Origin of the sequence: Streptomyces sp. NPDC102467, from assembly GCF_044765445.1 — a bacterium.
Taxonomy (GTDB): Bacteria; Actinomycetota; Actinomycetes; order Streptomycetales; family Streptomycetaceae; genus Streptomyces.
Genome location: NZ_JBIWKA010000006.1, coordinates 162,608 through 182,117 on the forward strand (window position 1 = coordinate 162,608; position 19,510 = coordinate 182,117).

Annotated in this window: 13 protein-coding genes; 6 read left to right on the forward strand and 7 right to left on the reverse strand. The window is 68.7% G+C overall.

Going from position 1 to position 19,510, the window contains the following annotated elements; translation table 11 throughout:
* Positions 1–48 precede the first annotated feature (48 nt).
* The 3 genes from ACIREE_RS13935 to ACIREE_RS13945 all read left to right on the forward strand — a co-directional run bounded on the left by ACIREE_RS13935 (position 49) and on the right by ACIREE_RS13945 (position 3,809).
* A complete protein-coding gene (locus tag ACIREE_RS13935; RefSeq protein ID WP_404150711.1) occupies positions 49–1,875 on the forward strand; it encodes an AMP-dependent synthetase/ligase in 1,827 nt (608 codons plus the stop codon).
* Between the two features lie 150 nt (positions 1,876–2,025).
* A complete protein-coding gene (locus ACIREE_RS13940) occupies positions 2,026–2,817 on the forward strand; it encodes an aldo/keto reductase (protein WP_404151216.1) in 792 nt (263 codons plus the stop codon).
* A 164-nt stretch (positions 2,818–2,981) separates the two neighbouring features.
* Positions 2,982–3,809, forward strand: a complete 828-nt coding sequence (locus ACIREE_RS13945; protein ID WP_404150713.1) for a phytanoyl-CoA dioxygenase family protein — start codon at positions 2,982–2,984, stop codon at positions 3,807–3,809.
* Here the strand turns inward: ACIREE_RS13945 and ACIREE_RS13950 are convergent.
* Both ACIREE_RS13950 and ACIREE_RS13955 read right to left on the reverse strand, forming a co-directional pair.
* The gene (locus tag ACIREE_RS13950) at positions 3,794–5,536 is read right to left on the reverse strand and encodes a glycoside hydrolase family 6 protein (RefSeq protein WP_404150714.1); all 1,743 of its coding nucleotides are present in this window, start codon (positions 5,534–5,536) and stop codon (positions 3,794–3,796) included. The two genes, ACIREE_RS13945 and ACIREE_RS13950, sit on opposite strands and share 16 nt — an antisense overlap.
* An 80-nt stretch (positions 5,537–5,616) precedes the next feature.
* Positions 5,617–7,110: a cellulose binding domain-containing protein gene (locus ACIREE_RS13955; protein ID WP_404150716.1), complete on the reverse strand. Its 1,494-nt coding sequence runs from the start codon at positions 7,108–7,110 to the stop codon at positions 5,617–5,619.
* Between the two features lie 277 nt (positions 7,111–7,387).
* Between ACIREE_RS13955 and ACIREE_RS13960 the strand changes: the two genes are divergently transcribed.
* From ACIREE_RS13960 to ACIREE_RS13970, 3 genes are all read left to right on the forward strand, one after another.
* Complete coding sequence (locus ACIREE_RS13960) at positions 7,388–10,291, forward strand: glycoside hydrolase family 48 protein (RefSeq protein ID WP_404150718.1); 2,904 nt, start codon at positions 7,388–7,390, stop codon at positions 10,289–10,291.
* Positions 10,292–10,398: 107 nt separating this feature from the next.
* Positions 10,399–13,047 carry a cellulose binding domain-containing protein gene (locus tag ACIREE_RS13965; protein WP_404150720.1) on the forward strand — a complete coding sequence of 883 codons (2,649 nt, stop codon included), beginning with the start codon at positions 10,399–10,401 and terminating at the stop codon, positions 13,045–13,047.
* Between the two features lie 184 nt (positions 13,048–13,231).
* Positions 13,232–13,762, forward strand: a complete 531-nt coding sequence (locus tag ACIREE_RS13970) for a hypothetical protein (RefSeq protein WP_404150722.1) — start codon at positions 13,232–13,234, stop codon at positions 13,760–13,762.
* 15 nt (positions 13,763–13,777) lie between these two features.
* On the opposite strand, the gene ACIREE_RS13975 is transcribed toward ACIREE_RS13970, so the two are convergent.
* The 5 genes from ACIREE_RS13975 to ACIREE_RS13995 all read right to left on the reverse strand — a co-directional run bounded on the left by ACIREE_RS13975 (position 13,778) and on the right by ACIREE_RS13995 (position 19,326).
* On the reverse strand, positions 13,778–14,704 hold the full coding sequence (locus ACIREE_RS13975; RefSeq protein ID WP_404150723.1) for an SUKH-3 domain-containing protein: 927 nt from the start codon (positions 14,702–14,704) through the stop codon (positions 13,778–13,780).
* The gene (locus ACIREE_RS13980; RefSeq protein WP_404150725.1) at positions 14,701–15,072 is read right to left on the reverse strand and encodes a YwqJ-related putative deaminase; all 372 of its coding nucleotides are present in this window, start codon (positions 15,070–15,072) and stop codon (positions 14,701–14,703) included. The genes ACIREE_RS13975 and ACIREE_RS13980 overlap by 4 nt, the downstream gene beginning before the upstream one ends.
* Before the next feature lie 10 nt (positions 15,073–15,082).
* Positions 15,083–15,568 (reverse strand): SUKH-3 domain-containing protein, encoded by a 486-nt coding sequence (locus tag ACIREE_RS13985; protein WP_404150727.1) that lies wholly within the window; start codon positions 15,566–15,568, stop codon positions 15,083–15,085.
* Positions 15,569–15,587: 19 nt separating this feature from the next.
* The gene (locus ACIREE_RS13990) at positions 15,588–17,291 is read right to left on the reverse strand and encodes a YwqJ-related putative deaminase (protein WP_404150729.1); all 1,704 of its coding nucleotides are present in this window, start codon (positions 17,289–17,291) and stop codon (positions 15,588–15,590) included.
* A 148-nt stretch (positions 17,292–17,439) separates the two neighbouring features.
* On the reverse strand, positions 17,440–19,326 hold the full coding sequence (locus ACIREE_RS13995) for a rhamnogalacturonan lyase (protein ID WP_404150731.1): 1,887 nt from the start codon (positions 19,324–19,326) through the stop codon (positions 17,440–17,442).
* Positions 19,327–19,510 lie beyond the last annotated feature (184 nt).

The window sequence follows — 19,510 nt, forward strand, 5'->3', positions numbered from 1 at the left end:
GGTCGGGTACCGTCACCGACGCTGTGCGGAGCGCCACAAGGAGCAACTTTGCGCGAGTTCACCAATCCCGCTCTGGCGTCGGCGCCGCCGGTGGGCGGCCTGGCCGACGTCGTTTTCGATCACGCCCTGGAGGATCCCTCACATATCGCCTTCGGCCGCAAGGACAGGCAGAACCAGTGGCACGACGTCACGGCGGCCCAGTTCCGTGACGAGGTGCTGGCTCTGGCCAAGGGTCTGCTCGCCCAGGGGATCAGATTCGGCGACCGTGTCGCGATCATGTCGCCCACGCGCTACGAGTGGACGCTGTTCGACTTCGCGCTGTGGACCATCGGCGCCCAGGTCGTGCCGGTGTATCCCACGTCCTCCGCCGAGCAGGTCTTCTGGATGCTGTACGACGCCCAGGTGACGGCCGCGGTGGTGGAGCACGAGGACCACGCGATGACCATCGCCACGGTCATCGACCGGCTGCCGCATCTGCGCCGGCTGTGGCAGCTGGACTCGGACGCGGTCGGTCAGGTGACGGCGTCCGGCACCCACCTCGACGACGAGACGGTGCACCGGCACCGCCGCGCGGTCACTCCGGACTCGACCGCCACCATCATCTACACGTCCGGCACCACGGGCCGCCCCAAGGGATGCGTGATCACGCACGCGAACTTCATGTTCGAGGCGGACACGATGGTGAACCGCTGGGAGCCGGTCTTCGCCTCCAAGCGCGACAATGTGGCGTCCACCCTGCTCTTCCTGCCGCTGGCGCACGTCTTCGGACGGATGGTGCAGATCGCCGCCGTGCGCGGTGGCGTCAAAATGGGGCACCAGCCGCAGCTGAACGCGGCCGCGCTCCTCCCCGACCTCCAGGCGTTCCGGCCCACGTTCATCCTCGCGGTGCCGTACATCTTCGAGAAGGTCTTCAACGCGGCCCGCCGCAAGGCCGAGAAGGACGGCAAGTCCGGGCCCTTCGCCAAGGCCGTGGAGTGCGCCGTGAAGTACGCGGACGCACAGGAGGCGAAGGCGTTCGGCACCGGTCCCGGCCCGTCGGCGTCACTGCGCATGCAGCACTCGGTCTTCGACAAGCTGGTGTACTCCAAGGTGCGCGAGGCGATGGGCGGCCGGGTGCGGCAGGCGATGTCCGGCGGCTCGGGCATGGACCGGCGGCTCGGCCTGTTCTTCGCGGGCGCGGGCGTCGCCATCTACGAGGGCTACGGGCTGACCGAGTCGACGGCCGCGGCGGCCGCCAACCCGCCCGAGCAGACCCGCTACGGCACCGTCGGCAAGGCCATCCCGGGCACGACGATCCACATCGCGGACGACGGCGAGATCTGGCTCTACGGGGACAACATCTTCCAGGGCTACCTCAACGACCCCAAGGCGACGGACGCCTCGCTGCACGACGGCTGGCTCGCCACCGGCGACCTGGGCTCCCTCGACGAGGACGGCTACCTCACCATCACCGGCCGCAAGAAGGAGATCCTGGTGACCTCCGGCGGCAAGAGCGTCTCGCCGCAGCAACTGGAGGAGCGGGTCAGGGACCATCCGCTGATCGCGCAGTGCATCGTCGTCGGCAACGACCGGCCGTACATCGCGGCGCTCGTCACGCTCGACTCGGAGGCCGTCGAGCACTGGCTCGGCATGCGCGGCAAGCAGTTGATGACCCCCGCCGACCTGGTGCGCGACGGCGACCTGGAGATGGAGGTGCGGCGCGCGGTGGTGGCCGCCAACACGCTCGTCTCGCAGGCGGAGTCGATCCGTACGTTCCGCATCCTGGCCCACCAGTTCACCGAGGAACACGGGCTGCTGACCCCGTCGCTGAAGCTGAAGCGCAAGTCGATCGAGTCGGCGTACGCGGCGGAGGTCGACGCCCTGTACCGGGGATGATCCGCCCTCGGACCGCAGGAATGCGGGTACGGCCGTGATCGTTGACCATGGAGTACACATGGGAGTACCCGGAGTACCACCAACCGACGACGTAAGGATCGACCCCTCGTGAGCAAGGTCCCCCCGATCATCCTGAACAACGGCATCGAGATGCCGCAGCTCGGCTTCGGCGTGTGGCAGGTGCCGGACGACCAGGCCGAGCAGGCCGTGACGACGGCCCTGGAGGCCGGGTACCGCAGCATCGACACAGCGGCCGTCTACGGCAACGAAGAGGGCACCGGCAGGGCGATCGCCGCGTCCGACGTGCCTCGCGAGGACCTCTTCGTCACGACGAAGCTGTGGAACGCCGACCAGGGCCACGACTCCACGCTGCGCGCCTTCGACGCCTCGCTCGACAAGCTGGGCCTCGACTACGTGGACCTTTACCTGATCCACTGGCCGCTGCCGGCCAAGGACACGTACGTGGACACGTACAGGGCGTTCGAGAAGATCTACGCGGACGGCCGCGCCAAGGCCATCGGCGTCTCGAACTTCCTGCCCGAGCACCTCGACCGGCTGACCGCCGAGACCTCCGTCGTCCCGGCCGTCAACCAGATCGAGCTCCACCCGCACCTGCAGCAGCGCGTCCTGCGCGAGAAGCACGCGGAGCTGGGCATCGCGACCGAGGCCTGGTCACCGCTCGGCCAGGGCAAGGGCCTCCTGGAGGTCCCGGCGATCGTCGCGATCGCGCAGAAGCACGGCCGTACGCCCGCACAGGTCGTGCTGCGCTGGCACGTCCAGCTGGGCAACGTGGTCATCCCCAAGTCCGTGACGCCGTCGCGGATCAAGGAGAACATCGACGTGTTCGGCTTCGAGCTGGACACCGAGGACCTCGGCGCGATCAGCGCCCTCAACGAGGATCGCCGCCTCGGTGCGGATCCGGCGACGTTCGACGTGGTCTGAGCCTCGACCTCTGAGCCTGGACCGACTCCTTCGCACGAGCGGGTCACCGGCGCGGGCACCTGTGGTGTCCGCGCCGGTGGTGTTTGCGTAGTGACCCCGTGGTCCGGCCGACCGGTGGGAAAATAGCAGGCGCGTGACCATCGCGGCGGGTCACGATGGGACGTATGGACGACAACGCCTACGACGGGCCGGCCCTCGTGTCCCGCTTCCTGCGGGACGGCTTCGTGAAGCTGGAGGGCGCCGTCGCGCCCCGCGTCGCCGCGGACTGCGCACGGTTGCTGTGGCGCGAGACGGGGTGCGATCCGGACGATCCCGCTACGTGGACGCAGCCGGTGCACTGGGTGCCTGGAATGGGCCAGGGGCCGTTCGCCGCCGCCCCCAACTCCCCTGCTCTGCACCGCGCTTACGATCTGCTCGTCGGCGAGGGCCGCTGGGAGCCCCGGTATTCGCTGGGCACCTTTCCGCTGCGGTTCCCGCACGCGGAGGAGCCCGCCGACGCGGGCTGGCACATCGAGGGAAGCTATCTGCCCGAGGGCGAGAGCTGGTACTTCACGAATCTGTGGTCCCGCGACCGCGCGCTGCTGATGCTGTTCCTGTTCAGCGAGGTCGGGGAGGAGGACGCGCCGACCCGGATCCGTGTCGGCTCGCACCTCGACGTGCCCAAGGTGCTGGAGCCGTACGGGGAGGCGGGAGCGAGCGGCCTGACGCTCGCGCCGGAGTTGGTGGCCGCCTCCGCGCACCGGCCGCTCGCGTACGCGACGGGCTCCCCCGGCGACGTCTACCTGTGCCATCCGTTCCTGGTGCACGCGGCGCAGCCGCACCACGGGACGCGGCCGCGCTTCCTCGCCCAGCCGCCGCTGATGCCGGCCGCGCCCTATGAGCCGGTCAGGGCCGACGGCGCGTACTCGCCGGTGGAGATCGCCATCCGTCGGGGCCTGGGGCAGGACACCCCCGGCCCCGACGGACTTCGGCGTGCCTACAGCGCGGGGTAGGCGTTCTTCATGAGCTCCTGGAACTGGGACGAGAACCAGTGCCCGGACAGCGGCGCGTTGGGCAGCGCCCCGGACAGGTGGTTGTTGTTGCGCGGGTTGCCGGTGTACGTCGGGTCGCACATGCGGTCGAAGCCCTTGCCCTCGTCGTTGCTGATGGCGGTGCTCGAACCATCGGACTCGCCCGGCGGCTTTATCCACACGTACGCGTCGATCCCGGCAGCCGGGTTGGCCTGCGGCCGTTCACCGAGGCCGGCACCGGACTGGTTGCACCAGTTGCCCAGGTGGATGCGGCGGTCGTAGCGTCCGCCGTCCACATACGTGTCGACGTCGGACTTGGCACCGGGCCCAGCGGGCCGGGCCGTGCCGCCCCAGCCGTTGCGGGAGGTGTCGATCAGCATGCCGAGGTTCTGGTCGAAGCCGAGGGAGACCAGCTTCGTGCGCATGGCCTGGGCGTACGACAGCTCGTCGGTGTAGCGGTTCCAGTCGACCCACTTCGACTGACGGACCGAGACGCCGTTCACGGAGTCGTCGATGGTGAAGTTGTTCTCCTTGAGGGCGCTGTAGTTGGCCGTGTTCACGATGAAGCCGTGGACGTCGGACAGCTGCGCGCCGTTGCTGGTGGCGACCGTCTTGAACATGTCGGCGGAGGGCCCGAAGTTGTCGTCCCAGCCGAGCCAGCCGTGATGGCCCGCGTCGATGTAGTTGTAGACGTTCGGGATGTCGCCGAGCTTGTCGAGGGCGTAGCCGACGCCCTTCTGGTAGTTGCCGTTCGCCTTCATCACGTCACAGTTGGGCGTGGCCGTCGCGCGGGGCGTGACGTTGGTGACGAGGTTGGGCAGCGAGTCGATCTCTATCGTCGTGACGATGCGCAGGCCCGCGTACTTGGAGTCGGCGAGGACCGCGGCGATCGGGTCGATGAAGTCGCTCTTGTACTTGTCGATGTCGTTCGGGCCGAGCTCGCCGTTGGAGGCGAGGGCCGAGCAGTCGCGGCCCGGCAGATCGTAGACGACGAGCTGCACCACTTCTTCGCCGCTGCCCTTCTGCGTGAGGGCTTCGTCGAGGTGGTCGCGCAGGCTCATGCCACCGTTCACCCCGTTGATGGCGGCGATGCGGTCGAGCCAGACGCCGGTGGGCTGGTTCGAGATCTTGGTGCCACCCGGTTCGGCGGCGGCCTTCTCCGCCCACTCCGGGTTCACGTACACCTTGGCGCCCGCGTACGGGTTGTCGACTCGCCCGGACGGGTCCGTCGGGTCCGTGGGATCGGTCGGGTCGGTCGGGTCCGTCGGGTCCGTGGCCCCGTTGCAGGTGACGCCGTTCAGCTTGAACGTGGTGGGCAGGGCGTTGCTGCCGCTGTAGGAGCCGTTGAAGCCGAAGGAGGCGGAGGCCCCGGTGGCGAGGGCGCCGTTGTAGGAAGCGTTCTTGACGGTGACGGCGGCACCGGACTGGGTGATGTCGGCGTTCCAGCCGTTGGTGACCTTCTGGTTGCCGGCGAAGGACCAGCTGAGGTTCCAACTGCTCACTGCCGCGCCGTTGTTGGTGACGGTGACAGCGGTGGTGAAGCCACTGTCCCACTGGTTCTGCACCTTGTAGTCGACGCTGCAGGCGGCGGCAGCGGCCCCTACGGCGACGTCGGCGGGCAGCGCGGCTGCGGTGCCCGCACAGGCGGCGCCGGTGAGGGCGAGTGCGGCGAACACGGCGGTGCCGGCTCGCGATCTGATTCGGCTCATGGTGTGCGGTGTCCCTTTCATCGTGGGGGTCCTACGGCTCATGCGGGTTGTTCGGCTCACGGGGGTCATGTGACGGGTGGTCATCCGTTCAGGGCGCGCAGGTGGTCGCGCAGGCCGACCCCGAACGGGGTCGGTGTACCGTCGTACGCGCTGATCAGGGACGGCCCGGAGGAGCAGTCCCAGGTGTTCCAGGTCCAGCCGAGATACGACAGCTTCCGGTCGTCGAACCACTTCATGACGCGGTCGACGAACCCGTGCGAGCAGGTGTTCTCGCCGATCTCCCCTGCCACCAGCGGGACCTGGGCCGCGACGGGCGCGAGCGTGGAGTCCCAGCAGCTCTCGGTGGCGCAGGTGTTGAAGTTGTAGACGTGCCAGGCCGCGGCGAGATTGCCGGCCGGGTCGGTGGGCCGGTGGGCGAGCCACTGCCCCAGGTCGTTGGAGTAGGCGAGGCCGCCCGCGAGGATCACGTTCTTGGCGCCCGCGGCACGTACCGCGTCGACGAGGTCCTGCATGCCCGCGACTTCGTAGCCGATGCCGGGGCAGGTGCCGCCGTCCTTCCAACAGGCCCAAGCGTCAGCGATGTTGGAGGTCGCACGGTCCGGGTACGGCTCGTTGAACAGGTCGAAGGCGACGGCCGGGTCGTCCTTGAAGGTGCTCGCCACCGACGACCAGAAGCTGGGCCCGTACCGCGCGTCCGGCATCGGCTTCTGACAGGTGGCGTGGACGTCGGAGCAGCCTGCCGAGTTCCCGGTGTACTGGCCGTACGACCAGTGCATCTCCAGGATCGGCGTCATGCCGTGGGCTTTGACCTTGGTGACCAACTCCTTGATGGCGGACTGGTAGTTGACGCCCGCGTACTCGGGCTTGATGTTGTCGAGACCGAGCCAGCACTCCTCGTTGAGCGGGATCCGGACGGCGTTGGCCTTCCAGTCGGCGATGGCCGCGACGGACGCGTCGTCGACCGGGCCGTCGAAGATCCCGTACCCCTGGACGCACATGAACTCGGCACCGGAGCGGTTCACGCCGAGGATGCGGCGCTGCGCCCCTGAGGCGTCGACGAGCTTGTTTCCGGACACTTTCAGAGCCGGGGCGGCGCCGTCGTCACCCGGATCCGTCGGGTCGGTCGGGTCCGTCGGGTCGGTGACGTCGGTGTTGCAGGTCGTGCCGTTCAGCTTGAAGGCCGTGGGCACCGTGTTGGCGCCGGACCACGATCCGACGAACCCGGCGGAGACGCTCCCGCCGGAGGCGAGCGCACCGTTCCAGGATTCGTTGGCCGCGGTCACGGCCGCGCCGGACTGGGACCATTTCGCGGCCCAGCCCTGCGTGACCTTCTGACCGTCGGCGAAGGCGAAGGACAGATTCCAACTGTCCTTCGCCGCACCGTTGTTGGTGACCTTCACGGCGGCCTGGAAGCCGCTGTCCCACTGCCCGGTGACGGAGTACTCCACCGAGCAGGCGGGGGCGGCCGCGGCCGCGGCGGTGGTCAGGGGGACGAGCGCGGCCGCCGAGACGGCACACGCGAGCAGCAGTGCGGGTAACGCATGACGCGGGGAATGACGCGGGGGGTGTCGCATGAGCGACTCCTTGCAGCTCGGGCGCGACCGGCACAGGCCGGCGCGTCGACTGATGGAACCGCTCCCACTGGTTGTTGGTGGACTGTAGAGAAGGAACTGCCGTCAAGCAACAGACGAGTTCCGAAATTCCCCTGTCGAAATAATTCGACTCTTCAAGCCTCTTGACCCTCAATTCCCTCGTCCCCATCCTTGGGAGCGCTCCCACTGGTTCACAGGTTGTGACGCCCACGTCACTGCCGCACCCCCCGCTCACTGAACCGCAAGGAGGAATCCCGGCATGCCCAAAAGACCGTCCCCGCGGTTGTGGACCGCTGTCGCGGCCACCCTGGCACTACCGCTCGCCTCTCTCGCCGCTCTGCCAACTACCGCCAACGCGGCGGGAGTTCAGTGCAGCGTCGACTACAAGACCAACGACTGGGGCTCCGGCTTCACCGCCGATCTGACGATCACCAATCGCGGTAGCGAGGCGATCGACGGCTGGACCCTCACCTACACCTACGGCGGCAATCAGAAACTGGCCAACGGCTGGAACGCGACCTGGTCGCAGTCCGGAAAAACGGTCACCGCGAAAAGCCTCGCGTACAACGCGAAGATCGCTGCCGGTGGCGCCGCCTCGACGGGCGCGCAATTCACTTACAGTGGCGCGAATTCAGCGCCCGCCGATTTCGCGATCAACGGCACGACCTGCGCGGGCGCCCATCAGCCCCCCGTCACGGTGCTCACCAGCCCGAAGGCCGGCGCGGTCTACTCGGCGGGCGACGCCGTCCCGCTCGCCGCCACCGCCGCTGCGGCCGACGGGGCGAGCGTCGCCAAGGTCGAGTTCTACGACGACACGACGCTGCTCGGCACGGACACGACCGCGCCGTACGAGCTCGGCGCGGACAGCCTGGCTGCCGGGACACACTCCCTGTACGCGAAGGCGTACGACAGTCAGGGCGCGTCCGGCGAGTCGACGCCCGTCGGCATCACGGTCGCGGCAGGCCCGGCCGTGGTCGCTTCGCCGTCCCAACTCGGCATCCAGCAGGGGAAGTCGGGCACTTTTGACGTAAAGCTGTCGAAGCAGCCGGCGTCGAACGTCACGGTCACGGTGGCCCGCACGAGCGGCAACACCGGCCTCTCCGTCGCCTCCGGCGCAAGCCTGGCCTTCACGCCGTCGAACTGGAACACCGCGCAGAAGGTGACGGTCGCGGCCGACTCCTCCGGCACGGGCGCGGCCACCTTCACGGTGTCGGCCCCCGGTCACACCAAGGCCGCGGTCACGGTCACCCAGCTCGCCGCCGCCAAGACGTACGACGCCCGCTTCCTCGATCTCTACGGGAAGATCACCAACCCGGCGAACGGCTACTTCTCGCCGGAGGGCATCCCGTACCACTCGGTCGAGACGCTGATCGTCGAGGCGCCGGACCAGGGGCACGAGACGACGTCGGAGGCGTACAGCTATCTCCTGTGGCTGCAGGCGATGTACGGCAAGGTCAGCGGTGACTGGTCGAAGTTCAACGGGGCGTGGGCCCTCATGGAGAAGTACATGATCCCCACGCACGCGGACCAGCCGACGAACTCCTTCTACAACGCCTCGAAGCCTGCCACCTACGCGCCCGAGCACGATCTGCCGTCCCAGTATCCGGCGGCGCTCGACCCGTCGGTCCCCGTCGGCAGCGACCCGATCGCGGCGGAGCTGAAGAGCGCGTACGGCACGGACGACGTCTACGGCATGCACTGGCTGCAGGACGTCGACAACACCTACGGCTACGGGAACGAGCCGGGCAAGTGCGAGGCGGGCCCGACCGCCACCGGCCCGTCCTACATCAACACCTTCCAGCGCGGCGCGCAGGAATCGGTGTGGGAGACCGTGCCGCAGCCGACCTGTGATGCCTTCAAGTACGGTGGAAAGAACGGGTACTTGGACCTGTTCACCGGCGACTCGTCGTACGCCAAGCAGTGGAAGTTCACCAATGCCCCGGACGCCGACGCCCGCGCCGTGCAGGCCGCGTACTGGGCGGACGTGTGGGCCAAGCAGCAGGGCAAGGGCTCCGACGTGTCGGCGACCGTCGGCAAGGCCGCCAAGATGGGCGACTACCTGCGGTACTCGATGTACGACAAGTACTTCAAGAAGGTCGGGAACTGCGTCGGCCCGACGACCTGCCCGGCCGGTACCGGCAAGGACGCCTCGCAGTATCTGATGTCCTGGTACTACGCGTGGGGTGGCGCCACCGACACCTCGGCGGGCTGGGCCTGGCGCATCGGTTCCAGCCACACCCACGGCGGTTATCAGAACCCGCTCGCCGCGTACGCGCTCTCCTCGGTCGCCGACCTGAAGCCCAAGTCGGCCACAGGGCAGGCGGATTGGGCCAAGTCGCTCGACCGGCAGCTGGAGTTCTACCGCTGGCTGCAGTCGGACGAGGGCGCCATCGCGGGCGGCGCGACGAACAGCTGGGGCGGCAGCTACGGCACCCCGCCGTCCGGTACGCCGACGTTCTACGGCATGTACTACGACGAGGCGCCCGTCTACCACGACCCGCCGTCGAACCAATGGTTCGGCTTCCAGGCCTGGTCGATGGAGCGCGTCGCCGAGTACTACCACCAGACGGGCGACGCCGACGCGAAGGCGGTCCTGGACAAGTGGGTCGACTGGGCCCTGTCCAAGACGACCATCAACCCCGACGGCACGTACCGCATCCCGTCGACCCTCCAGTGGTCGGGCAAGCCCGACACCTGGAACGCGTCGACGCCCGGCGCCAACACGTCACTTCACGTCACCGTGGCCGACTACACGGACGACGTCGGGGTCGCGGCGGCCTACGCCAAGACTCTGACGTACTACGCCGCCAAGTCCGGTGACGCGCAGGCGAAGACGACGGCGAAGGCGCTGCTCGACGGCATGTGGGACCACGACCAGGACGCGCTCGGTGTCGCCGCGCCCGAGACGCGCGCCGACTACAGCCGGTTCGACGACCCGGTCTACGTGCCGGGCGGCTGGACGGGCACCATGCCGAACGGCGACAAGATCGACTCCTCGTCGACCTTCGCCTCGCTGCGCTCCTTCTACAAGGACGACCCCAACTGGTCGAAGATCGAGGCCTACTTGGCGGGCGGCGCGGCACCGACGTTCACGTACCACCGGTTCTGGGCCCAGGCGGACATCGCGCTCGCCATGGGTTCGTACGCGGAGCTGCTCGAATAGCGCCCCGCTGACGGCGGCTCCGTGCACATCGGGCCGGGCGACCTCTCCCCAGGGGTCGCCCGGCCCTCTCCCTGGCTCCGCTCCTCCCCCCCTCCCATGGAGACCTCATGCGCAGACCCCGCTTGCCCATGGCAGGCGTACTCGCCCTCGTGGCAGGCCTGTTGACGTCCGGCGCGGCGACGGCGGCCGAGCCGCCGCCCGAACAGCACAGGTCCGTGGCCGCCTCCACGTACACCTGGAAGAACGCCCGCATCGACGGCGGCGGCTTCGTTCCCGGCATCGTCTTCAACCGCACCGAGAAGAACCTCGCCTACGCCCGCACCGACATCGGCGGCGCTTACCGCTGGGAGCAGGACACCAAGTCCTGGACCCCGCTGCTCGATTCGGTCGGCTGGGACGACTGGGGTCACACGGGCGTCGCCTCCCTGGCGTCGGACTCCGTGGATCCGGACAAGGTCTACGCGGCCGTCGGCACGTACACGAACGACTGGGACCCCGGCAACGGCGCGGTCCTGCGCTCCGCCGACCGCGGCGCGACCTGGAAGAAGACGGACCTTCCCTTCAAGCTCGGCGGAAACATGCCGGGCCGTGGCATGGGCGAACGCCTCGCGATCGACCCGCACGACGACAAGGTGTTGTATCTGGGCGCCCCCAGCGGCAAGGGTCTGTGGCGCTCGACGGACGCGGGCGTGACGTGGTCGCAGGTCACTGCCTTCCCGAACCCCGGAACGTACCGGCAGGACCCGTCCGACTCGTCGGGCTACGCCTCCGACCTCCAGGGCGTGGTGTGGGTGACGTTCGACGAGTCGACGGGATCGGGCACGGGCCGCACGCAGACGATCTACGCCGGTGTGGCCGACAAGGACAACGCGGTGTACCGCTCGACGGACGCGGGCGCGACCTGGCAGCGGGTGGCGGGCCAGCCCACCGGATATCTCGCCCACAAGGGTGTCCTGGACGCGGAGAACGGCTACCTCTACCTCGCGTACAGCGACACGGGCGGCCCGTACGACGGCGCCAAGGGCCAGGTGTGGCGGTACGCGACGAAGACCGGCGAGTGGAAGAACATCAGCCCGGTCGCGGAGGCGGACACGTTCTACGGCTTCAGCGGACTGACCGTCGACCGGCAGCACCCGGGCACGGTCATGGTGTCCGGGTACAGCTCCTGGTGGCCGGACACGCTGATCTTCCGCTCGACGGACAGCGGCGGTACGTGGACGAAGGCCTGGGACTACTCCTCGTACCCGAACCGCGCGAACCGCTACACGATGGACGTCTCCTCCGTGCCCTGGCTGACGTGGGGCGCGAATCCGGCGCCACCTGAGCAGACGCCGAAGCTGGGGTGGATGACGGAGGCGCTGGAGATCGACCCGTTCGACTCGGACCGGATGATGTACGGGACGGGCGCGACGGTCTACGGCGCCGATGACCTGGGGAAATGGGACACCGGCGGCACGATCTCCATCACCCCCATGGTCAAGGGCCTGGAGGAGACGGCGGTCAACGACCTCGCCTCCCCGCCCTCCGGGGCACCGCTGCTGAGCGCGCTCGGCGACATCGGCGGGTTCCGCCACACGGATCTGACGAAGGTCCCGTCGATGATGTTCACGAGCCCGAACTTCACGACCACGACCAGCCTGGACTTCGCCGAGTCGAAGCCGGACACGGTGGCGCGCGTCGGCAACGTCGACTCGGGCGCGCACATCGCGTTCTCGAACGACAACGGCGCCAACTGGTATGCGGGCAGCGACCCTTCGGGCGTCACGGGCGGCGGCGCGGTCGCGGTGTCGGCGGACGGCGGGCGGTACCTGTGGAGCCCGGAGGGCGCGGGTGTGCAGACGGGCTCGGGGTCGTCGTGGACGGCGTCGAGCGGGGTGCCGGCGGGCGCGGTGGTCGAATCGGACCGCGCCGACGCCAAGACCTTCTACGCCTTCAAGTCCGGCGTTTTCTACGGGAGTTCGGACAGCGGGGCGACGTTCACGGCGAGGGCCTCCAGCGGACTCCCCACGGACGGGCCCGTGCGGTTCAAGGCGGTGCCGGGCGCGAAGGGCGACATCTGGCTGGCGGGCGGTTCGACGCAGGGCGCGTACGGTCTGTGGCACTCGACGGACGGCGGCGCCTCATTCACCAAGCTCGCGAACGTCACCGAGGCGGACACGGTCGGATTCGGCAAGGCAGCGCCCGGCGCGAGCTACCAGACACTGTTCACCAGCGCGAAGATCGGCGGCGTCCGTGGCATCTTCCGCTCCACGGACGCGGGCGCGACCTGGACCCGGATCAACGACGACGCCCACCAGTGGGGCTGGACGGGCGCGGCCATCACCGGTGACCCGCGGGTCTACGGCCGGGTGTACGTGTCGACGAACGGGCGGGGCGTCCTCTACGGGGACTCGGCGGACACCCCCACGCAGCCCGGCGACGGTGGTTCCGGCGACGGTGCCTGCAAGGTCACGTACAAGGTCACCAATGAATGGCCGGGAGGTTTTCAAGCCGACGTGACGGTGACGAACACGGGCACGGCCGCGTGGGACGGCTGGTCACTGGGCTGGACGTTCCCGGACGGGCAGAAGCTGACCCAGGCGTGGAACGCGGAGGCGAGCCAGTCGGGGGCGACAGTGACGGCGAAGAACGTGAGCTGGAACGGCAAGGTGGCGGCGGACGGATCGGCGGCCTTCGGGTTCACGGGGAGCCGGTCGTCGGCGAACGGGCTGCCGACGGCGTTCAGCGTCGCCGGGAAGGCGTGTGCGAAGGGCTGACAGCGGGTCCGGACCGCGTGAACCGGCCGGGCGCTCCCCCCTCGGCGCCGGACCGTGCGAATCGGCCGGGCGCTCGCCGGGCGCCCGGCCGGTCACGAAAACATCACCTGTCCTCCATGCCGCCTACACACTTTCCCCACAGCCCCATAAGCTCTCCCCCTCACCAGCGGCCCAGGGGGACACCATGGCCAACCCGTACATGCCCGCACCACCGCCAGGACCTGGCGTACGCACCGCACCGAAATGGGCGCGCAAGCGCATCGTGCTTCCCGCCATCGGTGTGGCGCTCGTCCTGGGCGCGGGCCTCGGCGCCGCAGGGGACGGCGGCGACAACAGCGGCAGCACCACGGTGGCGGCGGACCAGGTCAGGCCGACCACCACCGTCACGACAACAGCGACGGCGACCGCGACAGAGACAGCCACGCCGAAACCCGCCCCAACAGTGACCGCCACCAAGACGGTGAAGGTGAAGGTCACCGTCACGTCGAAGCCGGCCGCGGGCTCCGGCGGCGGCAGCGGTGGCGGCAGTTCGAGTGGGGGCAGCAGCGGAGGCGGCGGGGGCGGCACCTGCTCCATCACCTCGAACGCGGGCAACTGCTACGCGGCCGGCCAGTTCTGCCGCAACGTCGACCACGGCGCCTCCACCACGACGGCGAGCGGCACGGCGATCACCTGCCGGTACAGCGCGAACGCCTGGCGCTGGGCGAGCAGTTGAGAGGCGTCCCGCCTCTCACGCCATCTGTCGCAGACTGAGCCGAGCGTCCTCGACGCGACGGTGCAGGCTGCCGATGTGCGCGCCCGCTCCGACACGGAAGCCGGCCTCCAGATCGTCGGCCCGCATGGCTGCATGGCCGAAGCGAACGGAGAACCGGACCAGCCCGGCCGGCCTCTCCGCCTGCGCGCGGCCCGCTTCCACCTCCAGCCGCACCTCGCAGCCCGCACCGCCGGAGTGGGCCGCCAGGACTTCGTCCACCTCACGCGTGATCGGCGTCAGGGTCTCCTCCAGCCGCCCACGCGGTATGCGGATCGACCGCTGAGCGATCCCGGCCCCGCTGCCGCGGAGACTGGTCAGGGTCAGGCAGAGCTTCCTGGCGCTGTAGATCCCGTGGTGATGCAGCACGTACACGGCGGTCAACGCCGCTTGTACGGCCCCGACCACGGGACTGCCTGCCGCCGTCGGTCGCACGTCCCAGGCGTGCCCGGTCTCGCGAAGCCTGCGCGGAGCGGTCCCTGCGATCAGGTTCTCGATGCCTTCGAGCGCGCTGTCCCCCACCTGCCAGGCACCGCCGAGCCCGAAGGAGAGCAGTTGCCCCTCCTCGCCCACGGCGAGAACGGAGTCGTTCTCCGTGACACCGACCGGGAACAGACCCGTGCGGAGCTCGGCCGACAGGCGGCTCAGCCGGACCAGTTGGAATCTGGCCTTCTCCGGGTCGATGGAGAACCCGCTGGACGCGACTTCCCGGCCCGGTTCCGTGGGCCGGTGGTCGAGGCCGTAGAACTCCCTCAGAAAGGACTTCGCGGCGGGGAAGAGCGGGAGATCCGTCGCGTAGCCCTCCGCCATCGCGCCGAGTCGCAATGCCGCGCGCATCGCATCCTGCTCGACGTTCCGGCCCGGGGCCCAGCCGATCCTCTCCGCGGGCCGATCGTGCTGCGTCACGCGTCCATCAACTCGATACCCAGACGCTCGATCAGAGCAGTGCAGGCGCGACAGGGCTCCGCATGACGTCCGTGTTCCGGATCGCCCGTCGGCCGCACCTTTCTCGCCACCAGGGCCGCCCCCGAGAAATGAGCCAGCGCTTCATCGAGAGCCGTGCTGCTCCCGTCCGCACGCTGCTGGTCCAGGCCCCACAGTTGGTCGGAGATCAGGGCGGACTCCGCGCAGTGGCCCATGAAGGGTTCTCGCTGCGCGGCGGGGAGCTGCTGAAGAAACTCGGCAACCGCAGGATGCAGATCCGGCTCGGAATTCGGGTCGACATCGGTCTGGCTGAAGATCTGCCCGTTCACCAGCAGGGACGCGGCGGTCATCGGAACGTGCTCAGGCATAGTGGTTTTCCGCATCCTCGAGCGGGTAACCCCGCGAATAACTCATCAGTGCCGAGTACTTGTCGTCACCGAGGAAGTACGCGCCGCTGTGATGCAGGTAGAAGAACCGTCCCACCTCGTCGATGAGGACCGTTCCACCGTCGTACGTGTCGTGCGCGACGGGGAAGATCTTCTTCCCGAGCCCGTCGGCGAGTTCCTGTACGTCTTCCGCCGCCTCCCGGTACATGAGACGCGGGTTGAACTCCACCCGGTCCTCCGTGGAGGCGTGCCGGGGCGCCACGAGACCGACGTGCTCACGCAGGAAAGCAACAGCCGGCTCGATGACATCGAGATGGCCGCCGTCGTCACGGAAATCCTCTACGACACTCGCCACCTCAGCAGCGGCCAGGTCGTCACACCTGCGCCCCGGAAACCACCCGGCGTTCGAGAGCCAGGCATCCACTTCCTCCGGAGTTTTCAAAACGGGCACAGTTCTCATCCCTCTTCTCGGATTTCGGTCAAACAGCCGTGACGTTGACGAGCGGCAGCATGCGCTCGCAGGAGGGGCAGGGTTTCTTGTAATCACCGTGACTCAAAAATCCGGGTCTGTTCGGGTTCATGTCACCGATCTGCCGCGTATGCACCTGCGCCCCGTCCAGGACGCGCCTGATGTCCTCGGCAGTCCGTATGTCGACGCCGTCACGCTCCGAAATGGCGTGCAACCGGTCGGATATCAGCGCCACTTCGGTGCACTGTCCGTGCCCGGTCCCCACCAGTTCCCCTTCGCTTTCCGCCTGTCGCCTCACGTCGTCCAGGACGGATTGCAGAGCGGGATGCGTATCCAGTTGCTGCTGCGGATCCTGGTTCTGCGGATTCGCCTTCAGCTTCGTCACGCTGGAGTGCCCTGTCAGCACCCCGTCGTGCAAAAGGGCGCCTGCACACCCCTGCTTGATCCTGGCCCGGGCCGGTACAGGCTGTCCGCCGGGCCCGTTGGATGCCTTCTGCGCCTCGTCCGCCACATTCCTGGCTTCGTCGACCAGCGCACGGCGCTGCGCCTCCGGTTCAAGGTGATCCACATGCATCGCATCACGCCGATAGTGTCGCATCTGACCAGCGCTTCTACCGTGCCAGCCGGGCTGCGGGTCCATGCGGCGGGGACCGTCGCCGGAGCCGCGTCCACCGCCGCCGCCGTTCCCGCCACCCCCGCCGCCACCGCCGCCCGCTCCACCCGACGAGTCGACCTTGGTCACGTCGATGCCGTCGGACTGCTTGCCGATCTTGTGGTCGGTCGTCTTCTGATGCCGGGACGCGGCCTTCACGCGCTGCGGGATCTCGTCCGTGACGTGCTTGGCGGTACGGCTGACCGACTTGGTGGCGGCGTCGAGCGCCTTCTCCAGGGCGTGGTCGAAGGTCTTGGTGAACCCGTCCCGTCCCTTGGTCCGGCCGAACGCGCCCTTCGCCCTGCCCAGATGGACATGCGTCTTCCCACCGAGGTCCACGCCGTGGAGCGAGACCTTGCCGGCGCCGTCCTCGAACTCGGCATGGTCGATATGGGTCCGCTTGCCCGCACCGCCACCCCCGCCGCCTCCGCCGCCCGCGGACGCGAGATTCATGCCGCCCGAGCCGCCGCCGGCCCCGCCGTTCGGGTTGAAGGCGCCCTCTGCCAGATCCAGCGCCTTGTCGATGGCCAGCTCTTCCAGCTTCGCCGTGACGGGCTCCGCGAGTCTGGCGGCGATCTCGGCGACGATCTCCTTGATCGCCTCCTTGACCAGGCGCTTCACGAGCTGCCGCATCAGGACGATCTCACCCGCGGCAGCAGCCGCCGAGATGCCCAGTGTCACTCCGGACGCGGCCAGTTCGGCGACGATCGTCCCGGCGAGCACGCCCAGTTCGACCGTCGCCTTCGTCTTCATCGCGATGATGATCTCGGCGATCCGGTCACACACGAACGCGAACGTCCGCGCCACGTCCGGGATCTTCTCCAGATGACTGGTCCTCACATACGACCAGTGCTTCTCCATGGAGTCGACCGCCCAGCCCTCCGAAGAGCTGAGGATCCGCGTGAACGCCTTGTGTGCGTCACCGCCGTGGCCCTCGAACTTCTCCGCGAACTCGCGGAGCGAGTCGGCCATCTCCGTGTAGTCGTCCTCGTCGACGTTCGGCCAGTCGATTCCCGCAAGGTCGAGCGCTTGGTCGACGATGTCGGGCAGCACTATGCCCATGCCCCGTGATCCCCCGTGGTGTTGGTGTCGGCACAACAATCAACAGCAACGGTGAACTAGACACCGTGCGTCCACGGGGCATCAACCGGAGCAGCCGTCTCAGTACAGAGTTGAGACACCAACTGCTCTCAGAGCGCCTCAAAGCACCTCAGGGAGTCGTGATCGTGGGGCGCGGCGCCGTCGGCATGCCCGAGCCGATGAAGAAGCTGGGGTGCGGCGGCTGGTTGTAAGCGGTGTTCTGCCAGGCCAGGGCCGTACGGTACTGGGTGTCGTGGAGGAGTGTGGTGATGCGGGTGGAGGTTTCGATCGGGGTCGAGTAGATGCGCAGGGCCGTGTTGTTCGTGGTCGGCCACACCACCTCCTCGCGCCAGTCGCCGAGGATGTCGCCCGACAGGGCCGGGGTCGCCTTCGTGCCGTTGTCGGAGTGGACGCCCGAGCCCGTCAGGAGGCGGGTGTCGGCGGACGTGCCGTACTTGTCGATGTGGGTGCCGTCGAGGAGTTCGCGGGTGGTGTCGCCGTCCCACCACGACAGGAAGTTCGTGGAGGAGGGCTTGCGGGAGGAGACGACCGTGCCCTTGGGGCTCCGGATGCCGGACTCGGACGACGACCAGGACTCGGCGCCCGCGCTGCCGGACCAGATGTCGCCGGAGACACCGCGTCCGTTGTCGCCGTTGGCGCCCGTCGACCAGATGACGGCGCCGGTCTTCGCGTCGGCCATCCACGACGACGGCTTGGAGCTGTCCTCGTCGACCTTGAACTCTTCCAGACCCGGGCGCGACGGGTCGAGGTCGCCGACGTGCAGGGCGTCGCCGTGGCCGTTCTTCGTGGTCCACAGGGCGGAACCGTTGTCGTCGACGGCCATCGCGCCGTAGACGATCTCGTCCTTGCCGTCACCGTCGACGTCCGCGACCGACAGCTGGTGGTTGCCCTGGCCGTCGTAGCCCTTGCCACTGTTCGTCGAGGAGTTGGTGTCGAACGTCCAGCGGCGCGTGAACTTCCCGTCGCGCCAGTCCCAGGCCGCGATCACGGAACGCGTGTAGTAGCCGCGCGCCATGATCAAGGAGGGGCGGGAGCCGTCCAGATAGGCCGTGCCCGCGAGGAAGCGGTCCACGCGGTTGCCGTACGAGTCGCCCCAGGAGGAGACCGTGCCGCGCGCCGGGACGTAGTCGACGGTGCCCATCGCGGCGCCCGTCGAGCCGTTGAACATCGTCAGGTACTCGGGGCCCGACAGGACATAGCCGCTTGAGTTGCGGTAGTCCGCCGACGAGCTGCCGATGACCTTGCCCTGGCCGTCGGTCGTGCCGTCCGCCGTCTTCATGGCGACCTCGGCCTTGCCGTCGCCGTCGTAGTCGTACACCTGGAACTGCGTGTAGTGCGCGCCGGAGCGGATGTTCTTGCCGAGGTCCGCGCGCCACAGCCGGGTGCCGTCGAGCTTGATCGCGTCGACGATCGTGTTCCCGGTGTAGCCGGACTGCGAGTTGTCCTTGGCGTTGGTGGGCTGCCACTTGAGGACGAATTCGAGGACGCCGTCGCCGTCGAGGTCACCGACGGACGCGTCGTTGGCCTCGTAGGTGTAGGCGACGCCGTCGGGGGCGGTGCCGCCCGCGGGCGGGGAGATCGGTACGTCCTTGTAGCCGGTGCGGAACTGGATCGCGTGCGCCGAGTCGGCCTGCTCGGTGCCGCCCACGATCGCGCGGACCGTGTAGTCGGCGGAGTTCGGGGCGCCGGAGTGGAAGAAGTTCGTGGAGCCGGTCACCGGGGCCGAGTTGACCTTCGTACCGGCGCGGTAGACGTTGAAGGAGACGTTGTCCGGGTCCGTGCCGAGCCAACGCCACGTGATCAGGTTGCCGGCGTCGGTGTGCACGCTGACCAGGCCGCGGTCGAGTTCCTCGGCCTGCCGCGCGGTGGCCGCGGACGCGTCGTGTGCGGGCAGCAGGGTCAGTCCGGCGGCGGCGAGGGCCCCGGCCGTGAGGGTGGCGAGCAGCAGGCGGCGGGGTCCCCGGTGGGCACGGGGTCGGGGGCGGGATCGGGGCATGCGGAGGCTCCTGGGGGTCGGAACGCGCGGGTGGGTCACGTTCCGTCAGTTGCCGCAGCGCGCGCACCGGTTGCCGCCCAGCGCCCAACTTCGCTTCCCTGCCCCGCAGTCGGTACCGAACGCGGCCGACCGTGATCGACGCCGAACACGCTTGACTTCGCCTGCGCTTCAACACGTTGACTCC